We start from the raw sequence: 12965 nt of genomic DNA on the forward strand, positions 1-12965 counted from the left end.
TTATGCGCGAGCAAGCTTTGCTCCCACAGGGCATGGGTTTATGCGGGGCAGTTTGGGCTGCCTGAATATTGCCGGCGCCGCTGATCAGTGCATGGTTTTCCTCAGCCTCTGTGGGGAAGGGGCAAGCCCCTCACCACAAAACCCGTGTTGCCCGTAGTAGCTGGTTATTACCCGCCTCAGAAGATTCGGACTACCGTGGACCCTCCAAACGCCCACGTATTCCCAGAGGAGTCCTACCCATGGCTGCCAAGAAAATCCTCATGCTGGTCGGCGATTACGTCGAAGATTACGAAGTGATGGTGCCGTTCCAGGCACTGCTGATGGTTGGCCACAACGTGCACGCCGTGTGCCCGGACAAAAGCGCCGGGCAGACCGTGCGCACTGCTATCCACGACTTCGAAGGCGACCAGACCTACAGCGAAAAACCCGGTCACCTGTTTGCCCTGAACTTCGACTTCGCCAAGGTCGACGCCGCCGATTACGACGCGCTGCTGGTGCCGGGCGGTCGTGCGCCGGAGTACCTGCGGCTGAACGAAAAAGTCCTGCAACTTGTGCGAGATTTCGACACCGCCGGCAAGCCGATCGCCGCCGTGTGCCATGGCGCGCAATTGCTCGCCGCCGCCGGCATTTTAGAAGGTCGCGAATGCAGCGCCTACCCGGCCTGCGCGCCGGAAGTGCGACTGGCCGGTGGTACGTTCATCGATATCGCGGTGACGGATGCACACGTTCAAGGCAATCTGGCGACTGCGCCCGCGTGGCCAGCGCACCCGAACTGGCTGGCCGCTTTCCTCGGTTTGCTGGGCACCACCATCACGCTGTAACGAGGGACTTTGCATGTGCGAGCTCTACGTCAAAGCCGATCCGATCCTCTACGAATCGCGCTCCCGCTCGCTGCGCATCTGCGGCGTGGTCACCACGCTGCGCCTGGAAAATCAGTTCTGGGACATCCTCAGCGAAATCGCCGAGGTCGACGGCATGACCACCAACCAATTGATCGCCAAGCTCTATGAAGAGGTGATGGACTACCGTGGCGAAGTGGTGAATTTTGCGTCGTTTCTGCGGGTGAGTTGCATGCGGTATTTGTCGCAGCGGCGGGGGGGGGCGCCGGAGTTGTCGGTGGTGCGCAGTTCGGTGAAGTAGCTGAAATCGCCTTCGCGGGCAAGCCTCGCTCCTACAGGTTTGGCGTATTCCTGTGTAGGAGCGAGGCGGGCCGGACCTGTCACCACAAACCGTGGGTCAGAAAAACCGCGTCACACTCACCTTGGCATTTCTCCCCTGGCTATAAGCCCGATCGCCACTCAACGCCGGTCGGTAATCCTCATTAAAAAGGTTATCAACCGTCAGATTCACCTCAGTGCCCTTCAAATAAGCCTGCTGCGGTTTCCAATTGGCAAACAACCCCTGCACGTTGTAACGGTCATTGGCGTACTGGTCGTAAAACACATCGCCAACCGTATTCTTCCCGGAGCCATAGTTGTCGCTCGGCAGCCGATCAGTCTTGCGCACAAACTCACCCTGCCAACCCACCTGCGCATCCCAACTTGGAATCTTCACGCCGAGCACCGCAATCCACTTCGGCGGCGGTACATCGCGCGCCCATACATCCGGGCCCCAGGGATTGGTGTAAGCGCCTTCATGTTTGCCGGTCATCCACGAATACGACAGCGAACCGAAGAGGTAAGTGGAGTCATAAAAACTCTCCACTTCAAAACCCTTCATCGTCAGCCCGCCAATGTTGCGGTAGTTGCCCATCGGTCCTGAGCCCTGGCAGTCCGAGCCAATAGTGCCGCCCTTGATCGCCTGGTTTTGGCAACCGACGCCAGTGGCTTTGAAGATTTCGTCTTCGATCTTGTTGCGGAACAACGTAGTGCGGATCTGCACGTTGTCGTGATCGACAAACACGTTCGCGAAGTTGCTGATGTTACCGGCGCGCCAACCAGTGATGCGTTCCGGGTCGAGGTCAACACTGGTGGCCGTGCGATTGCCCAGGCCTTGTACTTCGTACTGTTCATCGATCACCGGCGCGCGCCAGGTTTTGCTGTAGTCGACGAAGAAAGCCACATCCGGCGTAACTTTCCAGAACGCCGACAGCCGCGGCGACCAACCGGTGTAAGTGCGGTCGCTGTAATCGTGGCCGACACTCGGATCCTGATTGTTGTAATACGGCGCGTCATTCGCTTCGCCTCGGTTGCGCACATGGTCATAACGCAGCGACGGCGTGAGGGTGAAGTTGCCCAAGGTGATCGCGTCTTGCAGATAAACGCTGTTGGTATCGACTTTGCCCTGCGGCATGAAACTTGGCTGGAAGTGCCCGTAGTTGTACTTCTCGACGTCGTAAGTCTTGCCCGGCATCCACATCTCGGTGTCGCGGCTGTGCTTGCGGATTTGCACGCCGCTGGTCACCGCGTGCGCGAGCGCGCCAGTGTCGAACAGGCTGACGTTGCTCGCCTCGACGATCCGGTCCTTGTAAGCGGTGTCCATTTTGCGTCCGCCGGTCGCCGTCTGGAAAAACGCCGTGGCGTCGCGCTCGTCGGTCTGGTCAGTGTTGGACTCCGAATAGCTGATCTTGAAGTCGATCAGGCGGTTGTCCAGCGGCTGATATTGATACTTGGTCGACCACGTGGTGTCGACGGTTTCGCGGTTGGCGAGGAAGCGTTTCAGGGCATTTCGATAACCGTATTGCTTGATGTTCGACTGGGTCGGCGGCGTCGGGTAACTGGCGGACGAGAAGGGCGTCCAGCGCTCACTTTGCGAGCGTGAATACGACAGGCCGACGCTGTGTTCGTCATTCAGGTGCAAGTTGAATTTGAGCAACTGGCCGTCCAGATCCTGCGCGCTGTTGGGCAAGCGCTGCGGGTTGATCGGGTAGCTGTTGTCCGGGTCGGGCGGGGTGCCGGCGAGCTTCATGTCGTCGCCATCGCGCTTGGTCAAATACACCAGCGCGTCGGCGCGACCATCGTCGGTGCGGCCAAACACGGCGCCGCTGTAGGTTTGCTGATGATCGTTGCTGGCGTAGCCGTATTTGACCATCGCGCCGCTATTGCGGCCCTCCTGCAACAGGTCCGGCGCGTCCTTGGTTTCCATGTGCACGGTGCCGCCGAAACCGCCGTTGCCGGTCAGCACCGAGTGCGGGCCTTTTTCCACTTCAATACGTTTGATCAGCTCCGGCTCGATGAAAATCGTCCCTTGCTGATAACGCTCGAAGCCGCTTTTGGTCGCGCCATCGACCGTCAGCGGCACGTCCTCGGCGTCGCCCAGGCCCCAGATGTTGATGGTCTGGCCGCCGGGTTTCATCGAACCGCCCATGCTCACGCCGGGCAACGTCGCCAGCAGGCTGGGAATGTTGCTCGGTTGATGGCGATCGATATCGGCCTGCGTCAGGGTCGAACGGCCGACGGTGCTGGAATCGACTTCGGTGCCGCTGCCGATCACGCTCAAGGCGTCGAGCTGAATGCCGTCGCCGCTGCTGGTCACGGGTTCTTGCGGGCGCACGACGTAGGTCTGGTTGACCTTGATCAGGCTGAACTGACTGTTGTCGAGCAACTTGCGAATCGCCGCTTCGGCGCTGTAATCGCCATCAATCGCCGGGCCCTTGAGGTTGCGCAATTGCGCTTCGTCGAACAACAACTGGATGTTCGCCTGCCGGGCAATCTGGCTCAGCGAAGTGGCCAGCGACTGCGCCGGCAAATGCAGATTGATCGATTCGGCGTGTGCTTGCAGGCTCAGGGTCAGGCAAGCAGCGAGCAGAGTCGGGCGAAGGCAGGCGAGCGGATAGGACGAAGACGCGCGAAACATTAAATCCCCCAGGGCGGCGAAAAAGGCCAGAAAGGCCTGCGTACACAACGCAGACCGGAGGAAGACGCGGCAGGCAAAAAAAACCTCACATGCGAATGCAAAATATTCTCATGTAAGGTTGTTTCAGCGTGCTTCGATACGGATCTGGCCGTCCGTGAGGGTCACGGTTTTCACCGGGATCAGCACCGGGAGGGCGTTGAGCAAGGCGTCAGGATCGTTGATGTCGAGATTGCCGGAGACCTTGAAGCGACCGAGTCGGGCATCGGCTAGCAGCACCGGCCGCGCGCGGTACAGGTTCAACTCGTCGACCAGACTGGCCAATTCGCGATTACGAAATGACAAATGCCCGTCCCGCCAATCGGCAATCTGATCGTCGGCCAAGGTTTGCTGTTGCAGGGTATTGCTGGCCACGTCGAGCCGCGCTTGCTGCTGGGCGCCGAGCAGGGTCGGCGCTTTACCGTCGGGCGCAAAAGCCACCTGACCGTGAGCAACGCTGACCACGATTTGCTGCGGCGTGCGGCGCACATCAAAACCGGTGCCGACCACACGCACCGTGCCCGCGCCCGCGTGCACCCACAGTGGTCGTTCCTTGTCCGGAGCGACTTCGAGATAAATCTGCCCCTGATCGAGGAAAACCTGGCGCTGATGGCCATCGAAATCGAGGTGCAACCGCGTGTTGGCGTTGACCGACAAGGTGCTGCCGTCGGGCAGATTGAAGGTCCGCAGGCCTTTGTCCTGCGCTGCAATCTGCTGCTGATAAACGCCGTGCGACGTGCCCAGATTGAGTGCCAATACTGCGCAAACCAGCGCGGCGGCGATGGCCAGCGCCGGGCGCCAGACACTGGTTCTGCGCCGAGGCAGCAGCGCCACCGGTTGGTTCTGCTGGCGCAATTCGGCGAGGTCGGCCCACAACTCTTCGACCGCGCGATACGCTTTGGCGTGCTCGGGCGTGTTCAGCCATTGCTCGAATTGCTTGCGGTCGGCGCTGTTGTATTGCTGACGATTACGCACAAACCAACTGGCCGCCTGAGCGTCGATGCCGTCATCCGGCAGGTCGGGGTCAATCGGGTGATGACGGTTCATTCGGGCTGCTCCGTGCCGTTCTCGTGGTCCAGGCGTCGCTTGCAATGCAGCAGCGCAAAAGCGATGTGTTTTTCCACCATGCTCAGGGAAATACCCATGCGTTCAGCAATCTGCGCCTGACTGAGGCCTTCAAAGCGGTGCAGCATAAGGGCTTCTCGGCGGCGCGGCGAGAGCTCGGCGAGAACAGTTTTCAGTTGCTCCAGACGTTGCAGGCGTTGCGCGCCCGCGAGCGGGTCGTGTTGATCGTCGGCGACGGGTTCGTTATCTGCCTCGTGATGCGCTTGCACGATGTGCCGCACCTTCTGCCGCCGCCAGTGATCACGCAGCAGATTGCGCGCCATCTGAAACAGAAACGCGCGCGGTTGCTCGACCTTCGCCCGGTCGCCGTAGTCCAGCCATTGGGCGAAAACGTCCTGCGTCATGTCTGCCGCGTCGCTGGGGTTATCCGTGCGTTTGCGCAGGAAATGCAGGATGTCCCCGTAGAACCGGCGAAAGGAATCAGCCGACAGCGGGTCGCGCGTGAGACGAGGCATGGAGATCCTTGTAGACGAGGCATAGCGCAGAAAGTCGCGAATGATATCGAGAATTATTGCTATTTGTCTTCCGGGATCTTTTGTCGCTTGCTGGGATTGTTTCGTTTTGTCTCGAATGTGATCGAGAACCAGACTTTGTGGGCCGAACACCAATCCCTGTGGGAGGGAGCTTGCTCGCGATGGCGACCTGTCAGTCAACCTGTCGGTTGAATGTTATGGCCTCATCGCGAGCAAGCTCGCTCCCACATGGGTTTTGGGTGTTTTTGGCATCAGCGCAGGGCTTTCAACAACTCTTGCAGTTGTCCACATCCGGCCTCGCTCAAAGGAAACACCGGCAAACGCGGGTCGCCCACTTCCAGCCCGGTGGCGCGCAATCCGGCTTTGATGGTTGCCGGCAGGCCACCCTTGAGGATGAAGTCCAGCAGCGGCAACTGCCGATAAAACAGCGTGCGCGCCTTGCTCAAATCATTCGCCAACACCGCGTCATACAAATCCAGATTGAGCTGCGCGATCAAATTCGGCGCGGCGGTGCACCAGCCTTTCGCACCCGCAGCAAACGCTTCCAGCGCTAGCGGATTGCAGCCGTTGTAGAACGGCACCTGGCCTTCGCCGAGCAGTTGCAGTTTGTGCATGCGCTGGATGTCGCCGGTGCTTTCCTTGACCATCGTCACGTTTTCGACGGCGTTGAAAATCCGCAGGATCAGCTCCACCGACATGTCCGTGCCGCTGGTGGCCGGGTTGTTATAGAGCATGATCGGCACGCCGATGCTTTCGCCGATGGCGCGGTAATGCGCGAGGATTTCCGCCTCGCTGAGCTTCCAGTAGGACGCCGGCAATACCATCACCACGTCGGCGCCCTGCGCTTCGGCAAAACGCGCGCGGCGCACGGCTTTGGCGGTGGTCAGGTCGGACACGCTGACGATGGTCGGCACGCGTTTGGCCACGTGCGCGATGCTGAATTCGCTGACCTGATCCCACTCTGCGTCGCTCAAATAAGCGCCTTCGCCGGTGCTGCCCAGCGGCGCGATAGCGTGGACGCCGCTGTCGATCAAGCGGTCGATGGAGCGCCCGAGTGCGTCCAAGTCAACGCCGTCGCCATTGGCGGTGAACGGGGTGATGGTGTAGCCGATGATGCCGTGAATGTTTGCGCTCGACATGGCGATGCTCCTCTCGAAATTCGGTGGGTTCAGTTCAGTTCAGTTCAGGCAGTCGGCGTGCTGACGCAGGTTCTGCCGAGCGTAGTAGTTGAAAGCGGCGGCGTGGCGTTTTGGCTTGGCAATCCAGTCATGCGCTTCACGGCCCAGTTCCGGCAGGATCGGTTTGATCGTCCCGGCGCCCATCGCCATCAACTGCAACTTCGCTGCGCGCTCGATCAACTGCGCGATCACGCAGGCTTCCTCGATGGTCGCGCCGGTCGACAACTGGCCGTGGTGCGACAGCAGGATTGCGCGCTTGTCGCCGAGGGCGCCGGCAATCAGATCGCCTTCTTCATTGCCGACCGGCACGCCCGGCCAGCCTTCGAGAAACGCGCAATCTTCGTACAGCGGACACAAGTCCATGTGCGAAATCTGCAGCGGCACTTCGAGCATCGACAGCGCGGCGACGTGGGTCGGGTGCGTGTGAATGATGCAATTCACGTCCGGTCGCGCGCGGTACACCCAACTGTGAAAACGGTTGGCCGGGTTCGGCATGCCGTGACCTTCGAGCACCTCGAGGTCTTCATTCACCAGCAGCAGATTGCCGGCGGTGATTTCATCGAAACCCAGGCCCAGTTGCTGAGTGTAATAGGTGCCGGGCTGCGGGCCGCGGGCGGTGATTTGCCCGGCCAGACCCGAGTCGTGGCCGTTTTCGAACAGAATGCGGCAGGTCAGGGCCAGCTTTTGCCGGTCGGTCCACGTATTATCCGCCAGGGTGTTTTGCATCTGGATCAGTGCTTGCTTGACCAGTTGGTCTTTGGGTAATGCTAAGGTCTTGGCCATATCGGTGTCCTTTGGGGGGTTCAATGGACGTCGGATTTGCCGTTCACCCGGTGCCTGCAAGATCTTGGGTGAATGCAAATGACACTGAGGATGCTATATGACACTTTGTGTCATTGGCAATAACACGCCGTCGACTTCTTCATGGATTAACCGCTGCGCATGTCTATCCGTTTGAAATTACTCAGGAAAAAACTTGGCGTGACGCTGGAGGCCTTGGCCGAAAAATCCGGCATGACCAAGAGTTATCTGTCGAAAGTCGAGCGCGGGCTCAACACGCCGTCGATTGCCGCTGCGTTGAAACTGGCCAAGGCGTTGAACGTGAAGGTCGAAGAGTTGTTCTCCGAAGACAACATCACCCTCGACCGCTACAGCCTGGTGCGCAGCGACGAGCGCCAGTCACTGGCGGCCAACGATGGCAGTCCGGGTTACGCGGTGCTGGCCCATCAGGTCAGTGAACGCAGCTTGTTGCCGTTCATCATTTACCCGCCGAGCGAATTCGCCGACAAGACGTTCAAGGAGCATTTGGGCGAGGAGTTTCTGTTTGTCCATGAGGGCCAGGTGGAAGTGGATTTCATGAACGAGCGCGTGCTGCTGAACCGCGGCGATGCGCTGCACTTCAATGCGCAGAAACCGCATCGGCTCAGGTCAGTGGGCGAGATTCAGGCGCAGTTGCTGGTGGTGGTGCATAGCAGCGAAGAGTGAGTTGGCTGCAAAAGCATCGCGAGCAAGCTCGCTCCCACAGGGGCTCAGGTGCGGCGCAAATCCAATGTGGGAGCGAGCTTGCTCGCGATGGCGTCAGTCGCCGCGCCGCTAAACTTCAACCGGTACCGCAAGCTTCGAATTCCCCAACGCATGCGTCTTCGAATCAAAAAACCGCAGCTCCACCCCGGTCCCTTCAAACACCTTCGCGTAGTGGCGTTTCTGATGCTGGATAAACGCCTTGCTGCGCGGATAGATCGACACCGCGACCACCTTCGGTTTCGCCAGGCGCAAGGCGTTGACAATGTGGCTGTCCTGCTCACCCAGCGCATGCCCGAAGATGCACAAACCCTCGCCGTGTCCCAATAACTGGTCGTAACAGAACGACAGATAATCCGAGCTGCGAATGGTCTTGAGCTTGTCCTGCGCCGGGCCTTCGTTGACGAACAGCGGCACGTCGTCCAGCGTCTTGATCGTGTTGTTGATGGCAAAACTGCCGAGCAGCGTGCCCTCGGTCGACATCAGTTTGCGCGCCGTGCCGTCCTGATTGCGCACCAGGTGCAAACCGCCGTGCAGGTACAGCAAACGGGTTTTGTCGGTGGTGCTGGCGCTCAAGTCGAAGCTCGGCTCGGTGCCGTTGAACAGGTCGGTGATCGTTTCCGGTTGCTGCTGAATCGCCCAGTTCGCCAGCAAGTCGTAGTTGGTGGTGAACACGCTGCGATAAGTGGCCAACTCCTGATTGATCGTCGCCAACGTCGCCGGCACTACCAAACGCCACGGAATGTGCACCGCGTGCACCGTGTTGATCAGCGCTTCCTTGATTGCGTAGTAGCGATTGCGCGGCGCCGCCGAGCTGACGGCCAGCGCCTTGTTGACGCGGCTGGTGATTTTCAGCGCGCTGAGGACTTGCTCGAAGCTGCGGGTTTGCAGGGCATCGAACACGCTCAGCTCGGATTGGCTGAGCGGTTTTTCCTCGACGGTGCGCGCGTTTTCAAACAGCGAGTCATAGCCGAAATCGTCCCACACCGCGCGGCTGGCGCCGTTGCCCAGCAGCAGGCCGCTGAAGGAAGCGCTGGTGCGCAAGGCGTTCCAGTCTTCAAGTTGGGCGTCGACATCCTGAAAATCGGTCATTGCGTTGGTCGTCTCAAAAAGCAAAAGGTCTGATGGGCGGCGACTTTATCACGACCAGGACTTGAGCCAGATCAACATACGCCGTGACCGATCGGTCGATCCTGTGGGCATCCGCTGGATCGGCGCCGCCGATTTGGCCCAGCCAGGAGATTCGCTCATGACCAGCACGTTTTTCATCCCCGCCGTGAACATCATGGGCACTGGTTGCCTCGACGAAGCCATGGAGGCGATTCGCAAGTACGGTTTTCGCAAAGCACTGATCGTCACCGATGAAGGCCTGGCGAAGGCCGGCGTGGCGGCGATGATCGCCGAGAAACTGGCGATGCAGGACATCGATTCGGTGATCTTCGACGGCGCCAAACCCAACCCGAGCATCGCCAACGTCGAGCGCGGGCTGGGCCTGCTCAAGGAAAGCCATTGCGATTTCGTCGTCTCGCTGGGCGGCGGTTCGCCCCACGACTGCGCCAAAGGCATCGCGTTGTGCGCGACCAACGGCGGGCAGATCCGCGACTACGAAGGCGTCGATCAATCCGACAAGCCGCAACTGCCGCTGATCGCGATCAACACCACCGCCGGCACCGCCAGCGAAATGACCCGTTTCTGCATCATCACCGACGAATCACGCCACGTGAAAATGGCCATCGTCGACCGCAACGTCACGCCGTTGTTGTCGGTCAACGACCCGGCGCTGATGGTCGCCATGCCCAAAGGCCTGACCGCCGCCACCGGCATGGACGCGCTGACCCACGCCATCGAAGCCTACGTTTCCACCGCCGCCAACCCGATCACCGATGCCTGCGCGCTCAAGGCGATCACCCTGATCAGCAACAATTTGCGCCTCGCCGTGCGTGACGGCAGCGACCTCGGTGCGCGGGAAAACATGGCTTACGCGCAATTTCTCGCCGGCATGGCGTTCAACAACGCTTCGCTCGGTTATGTCCACGCCATGGCCCATCAATTGGGCGGTTTCTACGACTTGCCGCACGGCGTCTGCAACGCGGTGTTGCTGCCGCACGTGCAAAGTTTCAACGCGCTGGTCTGCGCCGATCGCCTGACCGACGTCGCCCACGCCATGGGCGCCGACATTCGCGGTTTCAGCCCGGAAGAGGGCGCGCAAGCGGCGATCAGCGCGATCCGCAGTTTGGCCAAAGACGTCGAAATCCCCGGTGGATTGCGTGAACTCGGCGCCAAACTCAACGACATCCCCGTCCTCGCCACCAACGCGCTGAAAGACGCCTGCGGCCTGACCAACCCACGCGCGGCGGATCAACGGCAGATCGAGGAAATCTTTCGTAGCGCGTTCTGAGCGGTAACGAGCTCTAACCAGGAGCGCGGCGGCGCGCGAGCCTCACGCAAAGTATCGCGCCTGCCGCCAGCAATGTGCAAAGCAACGACAACGGCCATGCCTGATGACTGGCGATCAGGCTGGCAATTGCGCCAATCAGCGCGGCCATCATTTGATGAATGAACCCGCTCAACGCCATCGCGTAGGCGCCACTCACTGGCGAACCGTCGTTGGCCAGCGCCAGACTGATCGGGTAGTTCAGCGATTGCCCCAGCACCGCAAAGCAGTAGGGCAGCCAGAACAGCAACGCCAGCGAAGTCCCGGCCAGACTGCCGAGCAACATCACGGTGCTGCCGGCCAGCACTATCGCCACACCCAGCGTCATCAGCCAATGCTGGCCGGTGCGCAGCACGCAGCGATTGACCCCCAGAGCTCCAAGAAAATACGCCGCGCTGATCGGCCATCCCAACAGTCCGTACTCCACCGCGGACCAGTTGAACGGACCTTGCAGGATCAATGGCGCTGCGGTGTTGAACGCGATAATCACGCCGTAACCGAGACCGCCCGCGAGCGCCGGCAGCAGAAAGCCGCGATGACGCAGGATGCGCCAATAGCTCGCCCAACCGGAGGATGCGCAATGCTCTTCGGCCAGAGCCGGGAAACTGACCCGCGCCACGATTGCGGCCATCAACAGGCTGACGCTGCCCAACAGATAAAAGATTGCCGGCCAGCCCAGCGCGACCTGGATAACTGAGCCGAGGTATTGACCGATGCCCAGCGCCACGACAAATGAAATCGAAATCCACGACAACGCCTTGGCCAGCAAATCACCGCGGAACGTGTCGCGAATCAAGACCCGCGCCATCACCGAAATCCCGCTGGCACCAATGCCCTGAATCAGTCGGAACAACAGAAACGATTCCAGCGTCTGCCCCAGCGGCAATGCCAGATTGCCCAGCGCATAGATTCCAAGCGCCGCAAGCAACACAGGTTTGCGCCCGATACGCTGGCCAAGACTGCCCCAGAACAGCATCGGCAACGCCATGCCAATCAGGTACACCGCCAACCCCCAAGACACCCGCGAAGCATCGGCAGACAAATGCCGGGCAACCTCCGGCAAAGCAGGCAGGTAAATACTCATGCCCAATTGCGCGAGAAAAACCGTGCTGCACGTGACGAGGAGGGTGGTGCTGCTCTTCATGGAGGGCTCTCTGATTTCAGTTGCTGGGATCCCGGCCGTGTTTGCTTAAAAGCTCGGTGACAAGATCACAAAATTGCCTGATTAACGTCGCTGTCATGTCCGCCCGCAAGGTGACTCTTATGGCTGCCTGACCTTGAGCGACGACCGGGAAAAACACCGCTGAGGTAAAGAAACCGAGGTTGGCTAACTCGCTTGCCACATTGTTGGCGAGCGTTGCTTTGCCGCAGTGAATCAGGCGAATCGCCATGTTGCTGCCATGCTGTTCGGTTCGGATGAGAGCGTCGAAGAGCTGGATATTGAACTGGAGTTTTTCCTGTAATAAGGCGAATTCCGGAGTGCGATGTAATTTGATTGATGCTCTGCCGGCACCAATGGCTGCGCTGTTGAGACTTTGCGACCAGTTGGTCGGCCCGCCGTAACGCTGAATGAGTTTGCTCTGCCGCTCATTACCGAGCATCACCAATCCGCCGCTGGCACCAAACGACTTTGCCAAAGAAGCGACGATCACGCAGTCATCTTCAAGGGCTTGCAGCCTGGGGCGGACGATACCTCGGCCGAATGCTCCGACGGCGGATAGAGCATGGGAGTCGTCCATGTACAGAAACAGTCCATAGCGAGCCTTGAGGTATAGAAGACTGTCCATGTTCGAAATCCCGCCCATGCTGTAAGCACCGTCGGCGACATAGGCGACGGTTTTATTCTGCTGACACTGCTTTTCCAGAAAATCCATGTCGCCGTGAGCGCACGTTACGACGCGAGTTTCATCTGCGCAGGCGGCCTTTAAATGATTCATCGAGTAATGGGCCAACCGGTCGAATACCATCACCGGCGGGCGATTTTGAGTGAGCACACCGCTGGCCAGCAAGGGCAGAATTCCGGCGCTTGCCGCGCTGCACGACAAAGTGCTGATACAACGCGCGCCAAACAATTCGGACAACTCAGACTCGTATTGATCAAGGATCGCCAATTTGCAGCGATTTTTTGAGTTGGCAATCCGCAGAGTGCCGGTGTCCCATAGCGCGGTTATCGCGCCTTTAAGCAGCTCGGGATGGTGATCCAGGCCCAGATAAGACGTCGTGCAGAAGTGGTGGAAGACTCGTCCATGTTGGTCGACCATTTGATTGGAATTTTTGATGGAAACATTAAGTCCCGCGACTTTTCTGATTTCGGCGGTTTCCCAGTCGTGATCCGCCAGTGAGATCAGCTTTTTATAATTGGAAAACGCGTTTCCTTTACCTGCGGTCGATTCCATATCGCTG

Annotated in this window: 12 protein-coding genes; 4 read left to right on the forward strand and 8 right to left on the reverse strand. The window is 59.5% G+C overall.

Annotated elements, in window-relative coordinates; all coding sequences use genetic code 11:
* The first annotated feature begins 239 nt into the window (after nt 1-239).
* Nucleotides 240-821, forward strand: a complete 582-nt coding sequence (locus tag FBY12_RS10325; RefSeq protein ID WP_145252802.1) for a DJ-1/PfpI family protein — start codon at nt 240-242, stop codon at nt 819-821.
* 13 nt (nt 822-834) lie between these two features.
* Nucleotides 835-1140, forward strand: a complete 306-nt coding sequence (locus FBY12_RS10330) for a ribbon-helix-helix domain-containing protein (protein WP_145252803.1) — start codon at nt 835-837, stop codon at nt 1138-1140.
* Between the two features lie 96 nt (nt 1141-1236).
* Here FBY12_RS10330 and FBY12_RS10335 read toward each other — a convergent pair whose 3' ends face one another.
* The 5 genes from FBY12_RS10335 to FBY12_RS10360 all read right to left on the reverse strand — a co-directional run bounded on the left by FBY12_RS10335 (nt 1237) and on the right by FBY12_RS10360 (nt 7390).
* The gene (locus FBY12_RS10335; protein ID WP_145252804.1) at nt 1237-3795 is read right to left on the reverse strand and encodes a TonB-dependent receptor; all 2559 of its coding nucleotides are present in this window, start codon (nt 3793-3795) and stop codon (nt 1237-1239) included.
* 123 nt (nt 3796-3918) lie between these two features.
* Nucleotides 3919-4878 (reverse strand): FecR domain-containing protein, encoded by a 960-nt coding sequence (locus tag FBY12_RS10340; protein WP_145252805.1) that lies wholly within the window; start codon nt 4876-4878, stop codon nt 3919-3921.
* A complete protein-coding gene (locus FBY12_RS10345) occupies nt 4875-5411 on the reverse strand; it encodes an RNA polymerase sigma factor (RefSeq protein ID WP_092271966.1) in 537 nt (178 codons plus the stop codon). The genes FBY12_RS10340 and FBY12_RS10345 overlap by 4 nt, the downstream gene beginning before the upstream one ends.
* 269 nt (nt 5412-5680) lie before the next feature.
* Nucleotides 5681-6568, reverse strand: coding sequence for a dihydrodipicolinate synthase family protein (locus tag FBY12_RS10355; RefSeq protein WP_145252806.1), 888 nt, complete (start codon nt 6566-6568; stop codon nt 5681-5683).
* A gap of 39 nt (nt 6569-6607) precedes the next feature.
* The gene (locus FBY12_RS10360; RefSeq protein WP_145252807.1) at nt 6608-7390 is read right to left on the reverse strand and encodes an aldolase; all 783 of its coding nucleotides are present in this window, start codon (nt 7388-7390) and stop codon (nt 6608-6610) included.
* 159 nt (nt 7391-7549) lie between these two features.
* On the opposite strand from FBY12_RS10360, the gene FBY12_RS10365 reads away from it, so the two are divergent.
* Nucleotides 7550-8092 carry a helix-turn-helix domain-containing protein gene (locus FBY12_RS10365; protein ID WP_145252808.1) on the forward strand — a complete coding sequence of 181 codons (543 nt, stop codon included), beginning with the start codon at nt 7550-7552 and terminating at the stop codon, nt 8090-8092.
* A gap of 108 nt (nt 8093-8200) precedes the next feature.
* Here FBY12_RS10365 and FBY12_RS10370 read toward each other — a convergent pair whose 3' ends face one another.
* A complete protein-coding gene (locus tag FBY12_RS10370) occupies nt 8201-9220 on the reverse strand; it encodes a DUF4917 family protein (protein ID WP_145252809.1) in 1020 nt (339 codons plus the stop codon).
* Between the two features lie 157 nt (nt 9221-9377).
* Between FBY12_RS10370 and yiaY the strand changes: the two genes are divergently transcribed.
* Entirely contained in the window at nt 9378-10526 is a 1149-nt protein-coding gene (gene yiaY, locus FBY12_RS10375; protein ID WP_145252810.1) for an L-threonine dehydrogenase, read from the forward strand.
* A 13-nt stretch (nt 10527-10539) separates the two neighbouring features.
* On the opposite strand, the gene FBY12_RS10380 is transcribed toward yiaY, so the two are convergent.
* Nucleotides 10540-11706 carry a multidrug effflux MFS transporter gene (locus tag FBY12_RS10380; protein ID WP_145252811.1) on the reverse strand — a complete coding sequence of 389 codons (1167 nt, stop codon included), beginning with the start codon at nt 11704-11706 and terminating at the stop codon, nt 10540-10542.
* 16 nt (nt 11707-11722) lie between these two features.
* Nucleotides 11723-12958 carry an aminotransferase class I/II-fold pyridoxal phosphate-dependent enzyme gene (locus tag FBY12_RS10385; RefSeq protein ID WP_109520991.1) on the reverse strand — a complete coding sequence of 412 codons (1236 nt, stop codon included), beginning with the start codon at nt 12956-12958 and terminating at the stop codon, nt 11723-11725.
* Nucleotides 12959-12965 lie beyond the last annotated feature (7 nt).

The organism is Pseudomonas sp. SJZ131 (assembly GCF_007828705.1).
GTDB classification, from domain to species: domain Bacteria; phylum Pseudomonadota; class Gammaproteobacteria; order Pseudomonadales; family Pseudomonadaceae; genus Aquipseudomonas; species Aquipseudomonas prosekii.